Raw genomic sequence first — 16,519 nt, 5'->3', positions numbered from 1 at the left:
GGACCGGGCAGCCGCTCGGCGAGAGGCGCGTCGGCGCGTCGCGCGGGCCCGGGCCGGCCCTCGTACGGCGGAACGGGAGCACCGGGCGGCGCCGGTCGCGGGCGGTGCGGAGAAGGGAGGCCGGTGATGGCCAGACCGCTGTGGAAGGGCGTGATCACGTTCGGGCTGGTGAGCCTGCCGGTGTCGCTGTTCTCGGCGACCGACTCCCACTCCGTCCGCTTCCACCAGCTCGAACGCGGCACCGGGGACCGGGTGCGCAACAAGCGGGTCAACGAGCGGACGGGCGAGGAGGTGCCGTTCGACGAGATCGTCAAGGGGTACGAGCTGTCGGAGGGCCAGTACGTGGTGGTCGAGCCGAAGGAGCTGGAGGAGATCTCGCCGGGCAGGAGCCGGACGATCGAGATCAGCGGCTTCGTCGACCTGGCCGACGTGGAGCCGATCTACTTCGACCGGACCTACTACCTCGCGCCGTCGGCGCCCGAGCACGCGAAGGTCTACCAGCTGCTGGCCGAGGCGCTCGCCCGCTCCGAGCGGGCCGGCCTGGCCCTGTTCAGCATGCGGGGCAAGGAATACCTGACGGCGGTGAGCGCCGTCGACGGCCTCCTCGAACTCCACACCATGCACTGGGCCGACGAGGTCCGCGACCCGCGCACGGAGATCACCGAACTTCCCTCCGGCAAGGCGAAGTTCAGTGCGGCGGAGCTGCGGACGGCCGAGCAGCTGATCGACGCGCTGACCGTGGAGTGGAAGCCCGAGGACTACCACGACACCTTCGAGGAGCAGGTCCGCGAGCTGGTCGAGGCCAAGGCCGAGGGGCGGGAGATCGCCGTGTCCGAGGGCGCGCCGCCGGAGACCACCAACGTCATCGACCTCATGGAGGTGCTGAAGCAGAGCCTGGACACCGCCCGCGGCGGCGAGCGGCCGGCGGCAGGGGCAGCGCGCGAGGCCGGCTCCGCACCGAAGTCCGCGAGCGCCCCGAAGTCCGCGAGCACCCCGAAGGCCACCGGCGGGAAGAAGAGCACCTCGCGCTCCCGTACCGCCGGCACCGGGAAACCGACCGCGCGGAAGCGGGTCTCCACCGGCGGCGAGGACCTGTCGGAGCTCACCAAGGCCCAGCTCTACGAGAAGGCCACCCGGCTGGACATCCCGCACCGCTCGACCATGAACCGCGACGAACTCCGGAAGGCGGTCGAGAAGGCCGCCGGTGGACGGCGGCAGCGCGCCGCCGCGTGAGCCGGCCGTGCGCGCGGAGCCGCGGCGGGCTGGGGAGGTCGGCACCGAGCCGCAGCCGCGGAGCAAGCCCGAGCGCCCTTACCCCGGTGCGCGCGCCGGATCCGGGTAGGCGCCGACGAGGGGCGGACGGACGCCGTCCGGCAGGCCGCGAGTACCGCCACCGCGCGGCGCGGAAGCGCGCGGTGAACCGCTTCGACACAGGAGGTGTCGACCTTGATCACGGAACTGGCCCTGGAACGCGTGGAGTTCACCTGCGGCCACTGCTGGCACCAGTGGAGCACCGACTACGACGTCCAGCACTACCGCGACGACGACGGACGGGACTGCGAGTACTTCTCCCGGGACGGCACGCCGGTGGACTCGCCGTACACCCCCGAAGGCGCGCCGCCCTGCCCGGAGTGCGGACGCCACTGGGTCGGGCACCTGCTGGCCCGGCGGCTGATCCCGACGCCGCCGGGGCTGCGGGGCACGCCGCGCCGACCGGTCGCCGATGCCGCGGGCCACCGGCCCGATCGGCACGGCGCGCCGCCGATCGACGCCCGCGCCCACCCGCAGCCGCCGGGGCGGGGGAAGCCCGGGGCCGTCCGGCCGGAGGAGGCGTGAGGCGATGGCGGAGCTGACCGTCCAGGGCGGTGACCTCGTGCTCCGGCTCTCCTGGTGGGAGCGGCTGGTGACCGGGACCGCGCCGGTTCGGGCGCCGCTGACGGCGGTCGAGGACGTGGCGGTCCTGCGGGAGCCGTGGCGGGTGTTCCGCGGCTTCAAGGAGAAGGGGCTGCTGATCCCCGACACGCTCTGCCTGGGGGTCTGGCGGCATCCCGGCGGGCGGGACTTCCTCGCGCTGCGCCGTCCGCGCACCGGCGAGGCCGTCGTCCAGGTCGACCTGCGCGCGCCCTCGCCGTTCGCCCGGATCGCCGTCCAGTCCCGGCGGGCCCCGCAGACGACGGCCGCGGTCCGGGCGGCGCAGCGCACGGAGTACGGAACGGAGCAGGAGCCGGACGCGCCGGAGCCGGACACGCCGGAGCCCGAGCCCGCGGCGCTGCCCGGCGGCCGGCCCGGAGCCGGACCGTTGCCGGCGCCGGTGCCCTCCTGGCGCACCGCATCCGGCGCGGGGACTCGCGTTTCGCCCCTCCCCCTGAGGTAATGCGCCCAGGGGCAGGAGAGGAGGGGCCCGGCGGTCTCACACGGCGGTGGGGACGAGGTCGGCGCGGCCGAAGAGCAGGGCCCAGCTGCGGGGCAGTCGGGCGAGGACGCGGTCGGTGAGGCGGTCGTCCACCAGGTCGGTGAGGGCGGCCAGGACGGAGGAGGCGTCCCAGCGGGCTCCTTCCGGGCTGGTGTTCAGGGTGTGGGCGAGGGCCTCGACGAAGGCGGGCGCGGAGACCGGTTCGGGCAGGGGGATCTGCGAGGCGAAGACGGCGCGGGCCCGCGCGGGCAGGGCCGTGGCGAGGTCGCAGCGTTCGTCGCCGGTGAGCTGGGAGCCGAGCAGGGCCAGGACGGCGTCGAGGACGCGTTCGGCCTCCTCGTCGCTGGGGTAGCGGCCGAGGACGCGGACCTGCTGGATCAGGCGGCGGTGCCGGGTCATGGCGGTGGCCTTCCGGGTGGGCCGTCGCGGCGCTCGCGACGGCGCGGGGGTCGGGGGCGCGTGCGACGGCGCGGGGTCAGGGTCGGTCGCCGGGGGAGGGCCGTCCGAACAGGACGTCGTAGCCGGGCGGCAGTTGGAGCAGAACGCGCTCCATGAGCTGGTCGCCGGCGGCGTCGGCGACGGTGGACAGGACCGCCCCGATGTCCCACAGGGCCGTCCGCTCGGTGGCGCCCTCTATCCAGGCGGCGGTCGCCCGGACGAACCTCTCGGGACTCAGCGGTTCGGCGGCCTGCAGGGGGTTGAGCAGGACCAGGGCGAGCGTCTCGGGCAGCCGGGCCGCGAGTTGGACGCGGACCTCGCCGACGAGGTGGGCACCGAGCAGGGCCAGCACGACGCGGGCGGATCGTTCCGCCTGCTCGGGCGTGTCGTATTCGCCGCGTTCCTGGACCTGCTCCAGGAACGCCTCCCAGCGGATCGTCACCGCGGGTTCCTCCCTCCGGTCGGGACGGATCGGGCCACGGCCAGGACCGTCGGGACCGCTCGGGCCCGGGGCCAGGACGCCCGGGCCCGAGCGGTCCGTGAACGTCACCTCCGACAGGTCGAGCGCCGCGTCCGCGCGCCGCCCCTCGGGGGTTCGGGGCGGCGCGGGACGGCGCGGGGCCGGGTCAGGCCCGGATCTCCTTGCGGCCGCCGCTCCGGCCGATGGCGATCTTGCGGGGCTTGGCCTTCTCAGCGACCGGGATCTTCAGGGTCAGCACGCCGGCGTCGTAGTCGGCGGTGATCCCCTCGGGGTCGAGCGTGTCGGAGAGCATGACCTGCCGGGAGAAGATCCCGAGCGGGCGCTCGGACAGCTCCCACTTCACGTTCTCGCCCTCGTGGCGGGGACGGCGCTCGGCCTTCACGGTCAGCATGTTCCGTTCGACGTCGATGTCGATCGCGTCGGGATCCACCCCGGGCAGGTCGAAGCAGATCACGTACTCGTCGCCGGCGCGGTAGGCGTCCAGCGGCATCGGGGCCGGACGCGACCAGGTGCCGGTCGTACCGAGGAACTGCTGGGTCAGCCGGTCCAGCTCGCGGAACGGGTCAGTGCGCATCAGCATCGCGAAACACCTCCACTGGTCGATGGGTGCCAGTGCGCTTCACCTGAATCCGTTCTAGCACGTCATCCATCCGATGACAAACCATCTCTGTCATCCGTAGAATGACGGCATGAGCAAGCAGCCCCCGAAGCCCGCCGCCGGTCCCGAGCCGGTCTCCTTCCTCGCCGCCGCGGCGGCGCTGGCCGCGATCGACGACGCGGTGCGCACCGCCCAGACCGCCGGCAGCGCCACGGACCGGGAGCCGCGGGAGGACGGCCCCGAACAGGCACTGGCCGCCCTGGTGCTGCTGCGCGAACTGCGCGCCCAGCTCGCCGGCTGGGAGGCGGGACTGGTCGACACCGCCCGGGCCGCGGGCGCCACCTGGGCCGACCTCGCCCAGCCGATGGGCGTCGCCAGCCGCCAGGCCGCCGAGAACCGCTACCTGCGCCTGCGCCCCAGCGGCGCCGGCCCCGCCGCTGTGGAGACCGGCGCCGAACGGGTCAAGGCGGTACGGGACCGCCGGGCCGCCGACCGCTCCGTCACCGCCTGGGCCCGCGGCCACGCCGCCGACCTCCGCGTCCTGGCCGCCCAGCTCAGCGCGCTCACCGACCTGGCCCCGCAGGCCGGCCCCGCGCTCGCCGACCTCACCACCGCCCTCGGCGCCGCCGACCCGGCCGACCTGATAGCACCCCTGGCCGCGATCCGCCCCCACCTCGGCTCCGCCCACCCCCACCTCGCCGCCCGCCTCGACGAGCTCACCCACCGCACCGACCAGGTCCGCCATGACAGCAACCAGCGGCGCTCCTGACCCCGTCGCCGCCGCCCACGAGCGCTTTCAGCGCATCGAGGACCAGCTCGCCGCCCTCGCGCTCCGGATGCGGCGCGAGAGCGCCACCGCCATCGCCGCCCTCGACGCCTGCCTGGCCGGGCTCGACGCCCTCCGCCACCACCTCGCCGCCCAGCCGTGGACCGCACCGATCCCGGACGCCCCCGCCGCCGCGCGTACCGAGCCCGACGCGCAGCAGCCCTCCCTCCGGTGTGCTCGGGCAGAAGAGGGGCTTGCGCGAACCGGCCCACTGTAGGTATACGGAATATTCAGAGACGTGTGGCTGCCTGCACCCGATCCGGGAGGTGGGAGACGATGGACCTGAGGGTATCCACACGCCGGATGAACGGGTGGACCGTCATCCAGGCGGAAGGCGAACTCGACCTGTTGACCGCCCCGCGACTGCGGCGCCGGCTGACCGGTGCCCTGCGCGACGGCCCCGCCCCGGTGCTCGCGGATCTGCGGGGTGTCACGTTCTGCGACGCGAGCGGCCTGCGAGCCCTGGTCGCGGCGCATCACGCCGCTCGCCGGTTCTCGATGCGGCTGCCGTTCGTCGTCGCCCCGAACAGCCGGCTCCTGCGGGTGCTGAGGCTGACCGAGCTCGACGGCATGTTGGAACTGCACTCCGACGTACCGGCCGCCATGGCCGGAGCCGATCCGATCGGTGCGGCGACGGCACGAGCGTTCAACAGCACAGCGAACTGATGGACCTGCCCGGGCGTCAGTCGTCGTCGCCGGCGGCCCGCATGCCCCTGGCGTGAGCGGCCTTCGTGGCGGTGTCGGAGCCGAGGAGGTCGAGGACCGCGGTGGCGCGGTCCGGTGCGGGCGAGGTGGCCGGCACGCCGCCGGTGAACGTCGAACTGATCGCGGCGCTTCCCGGCAGCGGCCCGATGACGGTGACGCCCGGGAGGCCCATCAGTTCGCTGTGCTGCTGGAACGCGAGGTCGGCGTCGCCGGAGGCGAGCATGCTGCCGACCGGTACCCCGGGCGGTGCCTGGACGAGCCGGCCCCGCACCTCGTCGGAGAGGCCGAGCCGGTCGACCAGGTCGACGACGGCCTTCCCGCTCGGGCCGGTGGAGTAGGCGACCCGCTGCGCGGCCAGCAGGGCGGCCCGCAGGTCGGCCTCCGAGGCGAGCGCCGGGGCCGGTGCCCCCTCCGGTACGGCCGCGACGACCTGGGAGATCCACAGCGGCCGCAGTGTGCCGTCGAGGACGTGGCCCTCGGCGGCCAGGGCGGCCATGGCGTCGTCGGCGAGCACGAGCACGTCCGCCTCGGCGCCCGCGCGGATCCGCCGCGCGACGTCGACCCCGCCGGCCGACTCGAAGCGGATCGGGATCCCGTGGACCTGTCGGATGTGTGCGGACAGTTCGGCCAGGATCGCCCGGGTCGCCATCGAGGACAGTCCGGAAATCTCTCGGTGCACGTCGCCTCCTTGTGTCCGGGCGATGCTACGACGGACGAACGGGCGGCTCAACGCCGGGCATTCGAGCGGTCTGCGAGACTGAGCGGATGAGCGCAACCCCTGGTACCGCGGCTGGAAAGGTTCTGCAGGTCCTCTCGACCTTCGATCGTGAGCACCAGTCACAGACCCTGTCGGAGATCGCTCAGCGCACCGGTCTGGCGCTGAGCACCACGCACCGCGTGGTGCGGGAACTGGCCGACTGGGGCGCGCTCGAACGCGCGGAGGACGGCTCGTGGCACGTCGGGCTGTGGCTGTGGGAGATCGCGTCGGGGTGCCCCCGCACCCAGATCCTGCGCGACGTGGCGCTGCCCTTCATGCAGGACCTCTACGAGGCCACGCACGAGAACATCCAGCTCGCCGTGCGCGAGGGCACCGAACTCGTCTTCGTCGAACGGATCGCCGGGCACCGGTCGGTCGAGCTGGTGACGATGGTCGGTGCGCGATTCCCCATCAGCTCCACCGGGATGGGCCGCGTGCTGCTGGCGCACGCACCGCGGGACATCCAGGAGGCCGTTCTCGAAGCACCGTTGCAGGCCTGGACCGCACACACCCTGACCGATCCGAAGGTGCTGCGGGCGCAGTTGGACCGCATCCGCCGCGAGCAGGTCATCGTGAGCGACCGGCAGCTCTCCGAGACCACGGTCGCGGTGGCCGCGCCGGTGCGGATCGGCCGGACCGGGCCGGTCGGCGCCGCCTTGGGGATCGTCATCGCGGCGCGCGGCGCGGGCCGCGCCCGCGGGCTGCGCGAGCCGCTGCTGCGGGCCGCGTCCGGCATCTCCGAGGAGCTCGGACGGCGGACCCGCACGACGGCCTGACGCCGGGTCGGCACGACGGCCTGACGCCGGACCCGCTTCCGCCTGGCGGAAACCCTGCTGACCGCTCGCGCTCCCGGATGCCAGCGTTCGGGGTGTCCGAGTCAGCAGTCGTTCAGGAGACGCCATGGCCGATGCCGCCATCGACACCGTCACTTCGGTACCCGTCGCCGTCGTGGGGGCCGGCCCCGCCGGCCTGATGCTCGCCCACCTGCTCGGGCGCCTCGGGATCGAGACGGTCGTGGTCGACACCCGCACCCGGCACGAGATCGAGACGACGCAGCGCGCCGGCATCCTGGAGGCCGACGTGGCCCGGGACCTGGTCGAGACCGGGGTCTCCGACCGGATCCTGCGCGAGGGGCACGAGCACGAGGGCGTGGAGCTGCGGTTCGACGGCGGGGCGCACCGGATCGACTTCAAGGAACTCGTCGACGCGTCGGTCTGGCTGTACCCGCAGACCGACGTGTTCGTCGACCTGGCCGACGCGCGTGAGCGGGACGGCGGCACGGTCCTCTTCGGCGTCAGCGACACCGAGGTCCTCGACGTCACCACCACGGCCCCGAGGGTCCGCTGCACCGCGGCCGACGGGACCCGCCACGAGATCCGGGCCCGGTACGTCGTCGGCGCCGACGGCTCCCGCAGCATGTGCCGCGACCTGGTGCCCGAGCACCGGCGCGTGCGCTACGGCAAGGAGTACCCCTTCGCCTGGTTCGGCATCCTGGCCGAGGCCCCGATGAGCGCCCCCGAGCTGGTCTACGCCCACTCCGAGCACGGGTTCGCCCTGATCAGCCAGCGCACCGAGACCGTGCAGCGGATGTACTTCCAGTGCGACCCGGACGAGTCCGTCGACGCCTGGCCGGACGACCGCGTCTGGGAGACCCTCCAGGCCAGGGTGGCCGGTCGGGACGGCTTCCGCCTCAAGGAGGGCGCCGTCCTGGAGAAGACGGTGCTGCGGTTCCGCTCCTTCGTGCAGGAGCCGATGCGCTGGGGCTCGCTGGCGCTCGCGGGAGACGCCGCGCACACCGTCCCGCCGACCGGCGCCCGCGGTCTCAACCTCGCGCTCCACGACGTGAAGGTCCTCGCCGACGTCCTTCGGCGGGCCCTCGGCGCCGAAGGGGACACCGCCCTGGACGACTACCAGCCGCGCGCCCTCCGGCGGGTCTGGAGGGCGCAGAACTTCTCCTTCTGGATGACCCAGCTGCTGCACACCGCGCCCGGCGGCACGGCGTACGACCTGCGGCGCCAACTCGGCGAGCTGGACAACGTGGTGGGCACCCGTGCCGGACGCGGCTACCTCGCCGAGCAGTACACCGGCTGGCCCACCCGCGCCCAGCACTGACCCCAGACGCCCCCAGGAGAGCACGCATGATCATCGACTGCCACGGTCACTTCACCACCGCCCCCGCGCAGTTGGCGCAGTGGCGGGACCGGCAGATCGCGAGCGTCGGCGACCCCGACAACGCGCCCGACCCCGGCGAGCTGGTCATCACCGACGACGACCTGCGCCAGGCGATCGAGGGCAACCAGCTGAGGCTCATGGACGAGCGCGGAAGCGACCTGACGGTCTTCTCGCCGCGCGCCAGCTTCATGGCCCACCACGTCGGCGACTTCGAGGTCTCCTCGGTGTGGGCGCGGATCTGCAACGACCTGGTCCACCGGGTCGCCGCGCTCTACCCCGACCGCTTCGCGATGGGCGCGATGCTGCCGCAGTCGCCGGGCGTCGACCCCGCGACCTGCCTGCCCGAGCTGCGCCGTGCGGTCGAGGAGCTCGGCGCGGTGACGGTCAACCTCAACCCCGACCCGTCGGGCGGCAGGTGGACCGCGCCGCCGCTGACCGACCGCAGCTGGTACCCGCTCTACGAGGCGATGGTCGCGTACGACATCCCCGCCATGATCCACGTCAGCACGTCCTGCAACCCGGCGTTCCACACCACCGGCGCCCACTACCTCAACGCCGACACGACGGCGTTCATGCAGCTGGTCCAGGGCGACCTGTTCACCGACTTCCCGACGCTGCGGTTCGTGATCCCGCACGGCGGCGGGGCGGTGCCCTACCACTGGGGCCGGTTCCGCGGCCTGGCGATGGCCCTGGGCAGGCCCGATCCCGAGGCACTGCTGGACAACGTCCTCTTCGACACCTGCGTGTACCACCAGGCGGGCATCGACCTGCTCACCCGGGTGATCCCCAGCAGGTCCCTCCTGTTCGCCAGCGAGATGATCGGCGCGGTGCGCGACGTCGACCCCCGGACCGGCCACCACTTCGACGACACGAAGCGGTACGTGGAGGCGACCCCGAACCTCTCCGACCAGGAGCGGGCCGCCGTGTACGCCGGCAACGCCCTTCGCGCCTACCCCCGACTCGCCGCGCGCCTCGCCGCCGCCGGCCGCTGACCCGAGGAGAAGAAGGCATGGAACACACCGAGATCGGCGTCGTCCGCACCGCGGTCACCCGCGCCGACCCGGAGGCCGTCGCCGCCCTGTCGGCGTTCGGCGTGGCGACCGTCCACGAGGCCATGGGCCGGACCGGACTGATGCGCCCCTACCTGCGTCCGGTCTACCCGAAGGCACGCCTGTGCGGTACGGCTGTGACCGTGTTGCTGCAGCCCGGCGACAACTGGATGCTCCACGTCGCCGCGGAGCAGATCCGCCCGGGCGACGTGGTCGTCGCGGCGTGCACGACCGAGAGCGAGGACGGCTTCTTCGGCGAGCTGCTCGCCACCTCGTTCCGGGCCCGCGGCTGCCGCGGCCTGGTCATCGACGGCGGCGTGCGCGACGTGGCCGACCTGGAGGGGATGGACTTCCCGGTCTTCTCCCGGGCGGTCAACGCCAAGGGCACGGTCAAGGCCACGCTCGGCTCGGTCAACGTGCCGGTGGTCTGCGGCAACGCCCTGGTGCGCCCGGGCGACGTGGTCGTGGCGGACGTCGACGGCGTCGTCGTGGTGCCGCGGGAACGGGCCGCCGAGGTCGCCGAGGCCTCGGCCCGGCGCGAGGCGGGCGAGGAGGGCAAGCGCGCGCGGTTCCGCGCGGGCGAGCTCGGTCTGGACATCTACGGCATGCGCGGCCCGCTGGCCGAGCTCGGACTGCGGTACGAGGACTGAGACATGACCACGAACCCGATCGCGGCGTTCGAGAAGAGCCCCGGCTGGCTGGACTGGTACGCGGGCCCGAGCCGCCCGCAGTTCCGGCTGCCCGAGGGCGCCGTCGACGCGCACTGCCACGTCTTCGGGCCCGGGGCGGAGTTCCCGTACGCGCCCGAGCGCAAGTACACCCCCTGCGACGCCTCCAAGGATCAGCTCCTCGCCCTGCGTGACCACCTGGGCTTCGCTCGGAACGTGGTGGTCCAGGCGACCTGCCACGGAGCCGACAACAGCGCCATGGTCGACGCCCTGCGGGCCTCGGGGGGCCTGGCCCGCGGCGTGGCGACCGTACGCCCCGGCGTCTCCGCCGCGGAGCTGCGGGAGCTGCACGAAGCGGGTGTCCGCGGGGTGCGGTTCAACTTCGTCAAGCGGCTCGTCGACGCGGCCCCGCGGCAGGACCTGTGGGACGTCGTCGAGCGGATCAGGCCCTTCGGCTGGCACGTCGTCGTCTACTTCGAGGCCGGCGACCTCGCCGGCCTGCGGGACTTCCTCCTGTCGGTCCCGGTGCCGCTGGTCGTCGACCACCTGGGCAGGCCCGACGTCGGCAAGGACCCGCGCGGCCCGGAGTTCGAGGCGTTCCTCGACTTCCTGCGGGCCAGGGACGACATCTGGTGCAAGGTGAGCTGCCCGGAGCGGCTGTCGGTGAACGGCCCGGCGGCCCTGGACGGCGAGCAGCGGGCCTACCGGGACGTCGTCCCGTTCGCCCGGCGGGTGGTCGAGGAGTTCCCCGACCGGGTGCTGTGGGGCACCGACTGGCCGCACCCGAACCTCACCGACCACATGCCCGACGACGGCCTGCTCGTCGACTTCATCCCGCACATCGCGCCGACGCCCGCACTCCGGCAGGCGCTCCTGGTCGACAACCCGATGCGCCTGTACTGGCCGGACGCCGAGTACCGGCCGGACGCAGGCTGAGCCGCCCCCGGCTGAGCCGCCCCGACCGCCCCACGAGAGGAGGCACCACCGTGCCGCTGGACAAGAGCTACAAGCTGGTCCCGGGGACGACGATCTTCGACGCCGAGCAGTCCGCCAAGGGCTACCACCTCAACCAGTTCTGCATGTCGCTGATGACGGCGGAGAACCGGGAGAGCTACCTCGCCGACGAGCGCGCCTACCTGGACGCGTGGCCGCTGCGGGAGGAGCAGAAGCGGGCGCTGCTCGACCGCGACCTCAACGCCGCGATCCGCGAGGGCGGCAACATCTACTTCCTGGCCAAGTGGGGAGCGACGCTCGGACTGTCGTTCCAGCAGATGGCCGGGTCGATGACCGGCATGACCGAGCAGGACTACCGCGCCATGATGGTCGGCGGCGGACGCCCCGTCGCCGGCAACCGGATCGACCACGCCGTCCTCGAAGCGGCGCACGCCGACCGGCGTCCGCCGAAGGGCGGGGCCGCCGTCACCGGCGCGGTGTTCACCTCGCACGTGCCGGCGATCGGCGCGGCGATGGACCACCGCAAGACCGACGAGCCGTACTGGCGGCCGGTCTTCGAGGGCTACGAGTTCTCCAGGCGGTGGGCGCGGGAGAACGTCCCCGACGTGATCGTCCTGGTCTACAACGACCACGCCTCCGCCTTCGACCTGTCGCTGATCCCGACCTTCGTGCTCGGCACCGGTGCGGCCTACGCCACCGCGGACGAGGGCTACGGCCCCCGGCCGGTGCCCGGCATCGAGGGCGATCCGGAGCTGGCCGCGCACATCGCGCACGCGCTGATCCAGGACGACTTCGACCTCACCCTCGCCAACGAGATGACCGTCGACCACGGCCTGACCGTCCCGCTCTCGCTGATGTTCGGCGACGTCGAGCGGTGGCCGTGCAAGGTGATCCCGTTCCACGTCAACGTGGTGCAGTACCCGGTGCCTTCGGGCGCGCGGTGCTTCAAGCTCGGCCAGGCGCTGCGCAGGGCGATCGAGTCCTACGACCGGCCCCTGAAGGTGCAGGTGTGGGGGACCGGCGGGATGAGCCACCAGCTGCAGGGCCCGCGTGCCGGCCTGATCAACCGGGAGTGGGACAACGCGTTCCTGGACCGGCTGGTCGCGGATCCGGAGGGCCTGTCCCGGGTACCGCACCTGGAGTACGTCGAGGAGGCCGGCTCGGAGGGCATCGAGCTGGTCATGTGGCTGATCGCCAGGGGGGCGATGAGCGACGTCGACGGGTCCGGCAGGACCGAGGTCAAGCACCGCTTCTACCACGTGCCGGCGTCCAACACCGCCGTCGGCCACCTGATCATCGAGAACCACCCGCGGGGCGAGACGCCCGGCGTGAAGGAGTGACATGACTGACGAGCAGACCGTCCGGATCGCCCTGGTCGGCGGCGGCGCCTTCGGGGCCAAGCACGCCGCCGCGCTGCGGCGGATCGAGGGCGTCGAGGTGACCGCCGTGGTGAGCAGCACGCTCGAACGGGCCCGGAGGTTCGCCGAGGAGCAGGGCACGGGACGCGCCGTCGCGAGCCTGGAGGAGGCGCTGGCGGCGGACGACGTCGACGCCGTCGTCCTCGCCACGCCCACCCCGATGCACGCCGCGCAGACCCTCGCCTGCCTGGAGGCCGGCAAGCACGTCCAGGTCGAGATCCCGCTGGCGGCCTCGTTGGCGGACGCCGAGGCGTGCCACGCGGCGCAGCAGCGCACCGGCCTGGTCGCCATGGTGGGGCACACGCGGCGCTTCAACCCCAGCCACCAGTGGGTCCGGCAGCGGATCCAGGCCGGGGACTACCGGATCCAGCAGATGGACGTGCAGACCTACTTCTTCCGCCGCGAGAACCTCAACGCCCTCGGCCAGGCGCGCTCCTGGACCGACCACCTGCTGTGGCACCACGCCGCGCACACCGTCGACCTGTTCGCCTACCAGACCGGCTCGCCGATCGTGCAGGCCAACGCGATCCAGGGACCGATCCACCCCGAGCTCGGCATCGCGATGGACCTGTCCGTCCAGCTGCGCGCGGAGAACGGCGCCATCTGCACCCTGTCGCTGTCGTTCAACAACGACGGGCCGCTCGGCACCTTCTTCCGCTACATCGGCGACACCGGCACCTACATCGCGCGCTACGACGACCTGGTGACCGGGAAGGACGAGCCGATCGACGTGAGCGCGGTCGACGTCTCGATGGACGGCATCGAGCTGCAGGACCGCGAGTTCGTCGCCGCCGTCCGCGAGGGCCGCGAGCCGAACGCGTCCATCGCCCAGGTGCTCAACTGCTACCGGACGCTGGCCGTCCTCGAGGAGCAGCTCGCGGCCGCCGCGTCGTGACCGCGGCACCGGCGCCGGGCCCGGGCCGCCGCGCGCTGCGGCGGCTCGGGCCCTTCGAGGTCCCGGCGATCGGCCTCGGCTGACAGTGATGATGTTCGTGGTGGCGCCGCTGGTGGGTCTGACCCTTCGGCTGACTGACGTCTCGACTGTCCTGTTGGGGATTTGTCGGCTGGCAGCGCGGGACGCCGCCCGGGCCTGGGCCGAACTGCGGCCCACCGCCGTGCTCAGCCTCACCCCCGGGCTCACCCCCGACGGCGTGCGGATCCTGCACCGCTCCGGCACCCGGGCGGTGCTCACCTTCGGCACCGCACCGGTGCCCGGCGCCCACGCGCTGATCCTGGACCAGCGTGAGGTCGGCGCCAGCGCGGCCGCCCACCTGCTGGAGCGCGGCCGCCGCCGGATCGGCGTCGTCATGCCGGCCGATCCGGCGCTGTCCCTGTTCAGCGCACCCCGGCTGGCCGGCGTCCGGGCCGCTGCCGCCTCGGCGGGCCTCGGCGTCCTGGTCGAGCCGCTGCCGCTGGACTACACCGAGGAGTCCGCGGCCGAACTCGCCGTCCGCTGCCGCGAACTGGCCCTGGACGGCCTGTTCGGCTACAACGACGAGTACGCGATGCTCGCGCTGCGCGCTCTGCAGGACGCCGGCCTGGACGTCCCCGGCACGGTGGCCCTGGTCGGCGCCGACGATCTGCTGCTGGCCCGGCTGCTCCGGCCCCGGCTGAGCTCGGTCCGGATGCGGACGGCGTCCGGCGAGGAGCTGGCCGAGCTGGTCGACCGCGTGGTCGCCACCCCGGACGCGCCCCCCATCACCCGTGACCTGTTGGCCGTCGAGCTGATCGCCCGCGATTCCACCTGACGACTTCGTGCCTGGTCTGCCGTGGTGGCCCGCCGAGAGGGCCGAGCCGGACAGTGGCAGGGCGCACGGCGTGTCGCAAGCACTCGAGACCGGCGTGGCGAGACGGCCCACCGCAAGCGGTGGGCCGTCAGATCACAAGGTCAACCAGTGGATTCAGCCCGTATTGAGCGTCCAGCTCTTGTCATAGAGAATCTGGTAGATCGGGACGTACGTGATGACGTTGAGGCACCAGGGAGTACGGTAACCGCCGTCCGAGACAGTGCGACCGTTGCAGTCGACGGAGCTGTGGATCCGCCGCCGGCGCCTCGAACGGGCCCGCCGCTACCTCGCCGACCCGGCCCTGGCCACGACCCCCGTCCACGTCATCGCGGCCCGCTGCGGCTTCCCCCGTGCTGCCGACTTCAGCCGCGCCTTCCGCAGCGCGTACGGGCTGCCGCCCCGCGAGTTCCGCCGCGGCGCCGCGGCGGCCGGCGGTGGACTCCGAGCGAAGTGATCGTGGACTGACTGCTAGCGACAACCGACCGGGGCCTTCGGAAAGCTGATGCCCTGTCTGCCCCGGGCTTCCCGCGGCGGACACGGGCACATCAGTACGACGATCCGCCCGCCAGGTCCGACGTCGTCGACAGGACAGGGGAGTCCATGTCCCACCACCGTGACCTACGCCTACGACGCCACCGGCTGCCTCACCAAGGCCGCCGACGACACCGGCCTGGCCTGCGCCACCCGGACGTACGCGTTCGACCGGAGCAGCAACCGCGTCAACCGCACCAGCGTCACCGAGGACTGCGACCCGGCCACCGCGGACGCCGTCACCCGGGCCGAGAGCCACGGCTACGACACCGCCGACCGCCTCACCGACGCCGGCTACGCGTACGACGCCTTCGGCCGCACCACCGCCCTGCCCAAGGGCACCCGGCTCGGCTACCACACCGACGACCTGGTCCGCACCGAGACCTTCGGCGAGGCCCGCAGGACCTGGGACCTGGACGCCGCCGGCCGCCTCGCCGCCGCCACCACCGAGACCGAGGGCGCCGACGGCACCTGGACCGTCACCGGGCTCTCCACCCGCCACTACGACGGGGACACCGACAGCCCGGCCTGGACCAGGGAGGCCACCGGCGAGTCGACCCGTCACGTCAAGGACCTGAGCAGCCTGCTCACGGTCGCCACCGGCACCGACAGCGGTGCGGTCCTGCTGCTGACCGACCTGCACGGCGACGTGTCCGTCCAGATGTCCCCCGACGGCCCCCAGGACCTCGCCGTCTACCACCACGACGAGTACGGCAACACCGTGGACGCCACCAGCACCACCGCCTACCGCTGGCACGGCGGCGCGCAGCGCGAGTCCGACGGCCTCTCCGGCCTCACTCTCATGGGCGTGCGCGCCTACGACCCGACCACCGGCCGGTTCCTGCAGACCGACCCGGTCCTGTCCGGTAGTCGCACGATGCCGAACCGCGGGCCCGACGTGCGTCACCGCTATGCGTCGGCGCCTCAGTCATCTGACGGTGGGAGCCGACCGGTTGATCGCGTCGGTCGTGCGGCGGCGCAGCGGACGTGCCGTCAAATGACGGATGTCGAACGGCGGTTCGGAGCCGATGATGGAGAGCGCCCGCCCGCCCCGAACGGACACTCCCGTTCGGGGCGGGCCGTTCCAGCAGCACCCTCACACCCCCGGAAAGGCGGTTCACATGGTCACACCCAAGGCGATGCTCCGCGGCTCGGCCATCATGGCGACGGTCGTCGCGGCCGTGACGGGCCTCGGTGCCGGATCGGCACACGCCGCGGTCACCGCGCCGTTGCAGCCGGGCTCCCACCTCTACGCGGGCACCGGCGGGAGCGGCGCGGTGACCGCGGTCGACCTTGACGACTTCGGCACGTGCCACACGCTGTCGACGTCCGCCCGATCGGTCCAGGTCGTCTCCGGCTCCGCGGCCTTGGTGCTGTACTCCGGTGCGGGCTGCACCGGAGCCTACCCGTGGGGCACCGGTTCGCTGGCCCAGTTCGACCTGCCGTGGCCGGTGCTGAGCTACCGGGTGGTCCCGGCCTGACGTCACCCGGACCAGGGCGGTCCGCCCCGGGCGCGCACCCGGATGCCCCGCGCCGTCAGGTGCCTCCGGCCCGACGGCGGGCGGAAACACCTCACATCCCGTTCCGACCCGAGGAGTCCTCGATGGCAGCGCACGAAAACACGAACCCGCCGATCATCCGCAGGTCCAGCGGCACGATGCTCCGGGCCAGCAGCGCCACCTCCCGCGGGTAGACGAAGGTTCCGGGGAAGGTGATGCCGTG

At 73.1% G+C, this 16,519-nt stretch carries 19 protein-coding genes and 2 pseudogenes; 17 read left to right on the top strand and 4 right to left on the bottom strand.

What is annotated here, in order from left to right; all coding sequences use genetic code 11:
* Positions 1-126 precede the first annotated feature (126 nt).
* From ABZW03_RS21975 to ABZW03_RS21965, 3 genes are all read left to right on the top strand, one after another.
* Positions 127-1,233, top strand: coding sequence for a Ku protein (locus ABZW03_RS21975; protein ID WP_355260730.1), 1,107 nt, complete (start codon positions 127-129; stop codon positions 1,231-1,233).
* A 204-nt stretch (positions 1,234-1,437) separates the two neighbouring features.
* Positions 1,438-1,836 (top strand): hypothetical protein, encoded by a 399-nt coding sequence (locus tag ABZW03_RS21970; RefSeq protein ID WP_355260728.1) that lies wholly within the window; start codon positions 1,438-1,440, stop codon positions 1,834-1,836.
* Between the two features lie 4 nt (positions 1,837-1,840).
* Positions 1,841-2,374, top strand: a complete 534-nt coding sequence (locus ABZW03_RS21965) for a hypothetical protein (protein WP_355260725.1) — start codon at positions 1,841-1,843, stop codon at positions 2,372-2,374.
* Positions 2,375-2,410: 36 nt separating this feature from the next.
* Here the strand turns inward: ABZW03_RS21965 and ABZW03_RS21960 are convergent, their stop codons facing one another.
* From ABZW03_RS21960 to ABZW03_RS21950, 3 genes are all read right to left on the bottom strand, one after another.
* On the bottom strand, positions 2,411-2,812 hold the full coding sequence (locus ABZW03_RS21960; protein ID WP_355260722.1) for a DUF2267 domain-containing protein: 402 nt from the start codon (positions 2,810-2,812) through the stop codon (positions 2,411-2,413).
* A 76-nt stretch (positions 2,813-2,888) separates the two neighbouring features.
* A complete protein-coding gene (locus ABZW03_RS21955) occupies positions 2,889-3,293 on the bottom strand; it encodes a DUF2267 domain-containing protein (protein ID WP_355260719.1) in 405 nt (134 codons plus the stop codon).
* 184 nt (positions 3,294-3,477) lie between these two features.
* A complete protein-coding gene (locus ABZW03_RS21950) occupies positions 3,478-3,912 on the bottom strand; it encodes an Hsp20/alpha crystallin family protein (RefSeq protein WP_355260716.1) in 435 nt (144 codons plus the stop codon).
* 109 nt (positions 3,913-4,021) lie between these two features.
* Here ABZW03_RS21950 and ABZW03_RS21945 point away from each other — a divergent pair, with 109 nt between their 5' ends.
* Genes ABZW03_RS21945 through ABZW03_RS21935 form a run of 3 tightly spaced genes read left to right on the top strand, consistent with a single transcriptional unit; the run spans position 4,022 to position 5,422 of the window.
* Complete coding sequence (locus ABZW03_RS21945; RefSeq protein ID WP_355260713.1) at positions 4,022-4,699, top strand: type III effector protein; 678 nt, start codon at positions 4,022-4,024, stop codon at positions 4,697-4,699.
* Positions 4,674-4,973, top strand: coding sequence for a hypothetical protein (locus tag ABZW03_RS21940; RefSeq protein WP_355260710.1), 300 nt, complete (start codon positions 4,674-4,676; stop codon positions 4,971-4,973). Before ABZW03_RS21945 ends, ABZW03_RS21940 begins: the two co-directional genes overlap by 26 nt.
* A 59-nt stretch (positions 4,974-5,032) precedes the next feature.
* The gene (locus ABZW03_RS21935) at positions 5,033-5,422 is read left to right on the top strand and encodes an STAS domain-containing protein (protein ID WP_355260707.1); all 390 of its coding nucleotides are present in this window, start codon (positions 5,033-5,035) and stop codon (positions 5,420-5,422) included.
* Between the two features lie 16 nt (positions 5,423-5,438).
* Here the strand turns inward: ABZW03_RS21935 and ABZW03_RS21930 are convergent, their stop codons facing one another.
* Positions 5,439-6,140 (bottom strand): substrate-binding domain-containing protein, encoded by a 702-nt coding sequence (locus tag ABZW03_RS21930; protein ID WP_355260704.1) that lies wholly within the window; start codon positions 6,138-6,140, stop codon positions 5,439-5,441.
* Between the two features lie 86 nt (positions 6,141-6,226).
* Between ABZW03_RS21930 and ABZW03_RS21925 the strand changes: the two genes are divergently transcribed.
* The 11 genes and pseudogenes from ABZW03_RS21925 to ABZW03_RS21875 all read left to right on the top strand — a co-directional run bounded on the left by ABZW03_RS21925 (position 6,227) and on the right by ABZW03_RS21875 (position 16,278).
* A complete protein-coding gene (locus ABZW03_RS21925; protein ID WP_355260701.1) occupies positions 6,227-6,994 on the top strand; it encodes an IclR family transcriptional regulator in 768 nt (255 codons plus the stop codon).
* Between the two features lie 124 nt (positions 6,995-7,118).
* A complete protein-coding gene (locus ABZW03_RS21920; RefSeq protein WP_355260698.1) occupies positions 7,119-8,330 on the top strand; it encodes a 4-hydroxybenzoate 3-monooxygenase in 1,212 nt (403 codons plus the stop codon).
* A gap of 26 nt (positions 8,331-8,356) precedes the next feature.
* A complete protein-coding gene (locus ABZW03_RS21915; protein WP_355260695.1) occupies positions 8,357-9,382 on the top strand; it encodes an amidohydrolase family protein in 1,026 nt (341 codons plus the stop codon).
* A gap of 17 nt (positions 9,383-9,399) precedes the next feature.
* Complete coding sequence (ligK, locus tag ABZW03_RS21910; RefSeq protein WP_355260692.1) at positions 9,400-10,089, top strand: 4-carboxy-4-hydroxy-2-oxoadipate aldolase/oxaloacetate decarboxylase; 690 nt, start codon at positions 9,400-9,402, stop codon at positions 10,087-10,089.
* Positions 10,090-10,092: 3 nt separating this feature from the next.
* Positions 10,093-11,043: an amidohydrolase family protein gene (locus ABZW03_RS21905; RefSeq protein ID WP_355260689.1), complete on the top strand. Its 951-nt coding sequence runs from the start codon at positions 10,093-10,095 to the stop codon at positions 11,041-11,043.
* Positions 11,044-11,093: 50 nt separating this feature from the next.
* Positions 11,094-12,401, top strand: a complete 1,308-nt coding sequence (gene ligA / locus ABZW03_RS21900; protein WP_355260686.1) for a protocatechuate 4,5-dioxygenase subunit alpha — start codon at positions 11,094-11,096, stop codon at positions 12,399-12,401.
* Between the two features lies 1 nt (position 12,402).
* Positions 12,403-13,374, top strand: a complete 972-nt coding sequence (locus tag ABZW03_RS21895; protein WP_355260683.1) for a Gfo/Idh/MocA family oxidoreductase — start codon at positions 12,403-12,405, stop codon at positions 13,372-13,374.
* A gap of 169 nt (positions 13,375-13,543) precedes the next feature.
* A pseudogene (locus ABZW03_RS21890) lies at positions 13,544-14,227 on the top strand (substrate-binding domain-containing protein); the annotation flags it as partial.
* A 286-nt stretch (positions 14,228-14,513) separates the two neighbouring features.
* Positions 14,514-14,720, top strand: a pseudogene (locus ABZW03_RS21885) (helix-turn-helix domain-containing protein); the annotation flags it as partial.
* Between the two features lie 159 nt (positions 14,721-14,879).
* On the top strand, positions 14,880-16,094 hold the full coding sequence (locus ABZW03_RS21880) for an RHS repeat-associated core domain-containing protein (RefSeq protein WP_355260680.1): 1,215 nt from the start codon (positions 14,880-14,882) through the stop codon (positions 16,092-16,094).
* On the top strand, positions 16,075-16,278 hold the full coding sequence (locus ABZW03_RS21875; protein ID WP_355260677.1) for a hypothetical protein: 204 nt from the start codon (positions 16,075-16,077) through the stop codon (positions 16,276-16,278). The genes ABZW03_RS21880 and ABZW03_RS21875 overlap by 20 nt, the downstream gene beginning before the upstream one ends.
* Positions 16,279-16,519: the final 241 nt, after the last annotated feature.

This window comes from Kitasatospora sp. NPDC004799 (assembly GCF_040609095.1).
GTDB lineage: Bacteria > Actinomycetota > Actinomycetes > Streptomycetales > Streptomycetaceae > Kitasatospora.
This window is presented reverse-complemented; position numbering and strand designations above follow the sequence as displayed.

Excerpts from the sequence above, each read along its gene's own strand:
- ABZW03_RS21975 (WP_355260730.1), top strand. The coding sequence starts at position 127 with ATGGCCAGACCGCTGTGGAAGGGCGTGATCACGTTCGGGCTGGTGAGC.
- ABZW03_RS21965 (WP_355260725.1), top strand. The coding sequence starts at position 1,841 with ATGGCGGAGCTGACCGTCCAGGGCGGTGACCTCGTGCTCCGGCTCTCC.
- ABZW03_RS21960 (WP_355260722.1), bottom strand. The coding sequence starts at position 2,812 with ATGACCCGGCACCGCCGCCTGATCCAGCAGGTCCGCGTCCTCGGCCGC.
- ABZW03_RS21950 (WP_355260716.1), bottom strand. The coding sequence starts at position 3,912 with ATGCTGATGCGCACTGACCCGTTCCGCGAGCTGGACCGGCTGACCCAG.
- ABZW03_RS21945 (WP_355260713.1), top strand. The coding sequence starts at position 4,022 with ATGAGCAAGCAGCCCCCGAAGCCCGCCGCCGGTCCCGAGCCGGTCTCC.
- ABZW03_RS21940 (WP_355260710.1), top strand. The coding sequence starts at position 4,674 with ATGACAGCAACCAGCGGCGCTCCTGACCCCGTCGCCGCCGCCCACGAG.
- ABZW03_RS21935 (WP_355260707.1), top strand. The coding sequence starts at position 5,033 with ATGGACCTGAGGGTATCCACACGCCGGATGAACGGGTGGACCGTCATC.
- ABZW03_RS21925 (WP_355260701.1), top strand. The coding sequence starts at position 6,227 with ATGAGCGCAACCCCTGGTACCGCGGCTGGAAAGGTTCTGCAGGTCCTC.
- ABZW03_RS21920 (WP_355260698.1), top strand. The coding sequence starts at position 7,119 with ATGGCCGATGCCGCCATCGACACCGTCACTTCGGTACCCGTCGCCGTC.
- ABZW03_RS21915 (WP_355260695.1), top strand. The coding sequence starts at position 8,357 with ATGATCATCGACTGCCACGGTCACTTCACCACCGCCCCCGCGCAGTTG.
- ligK (WP_355260692.1), top strand. The coding sequence starts at position 9,400 with ATGGAACACACCGAGATCGGCGTCGTCCGCACCGCGGTCACCCGCGCC.
- ABZW03_RS21905 (WP_355260689.1), top strand. The coding sequence starts at position 10,093 with ATGACCACGAACCCGATCGCGGCGTTCGAGAAGAGCCCCGGCTGGCTG.
- ABZW03_RS21895 (WP_355260683.1), top strand. The coding sequence starts at position 12,403 with ATGACTGACGAGCAGACCGTCCGGATCGCCCTGGTCGGCGGCGGCGCC.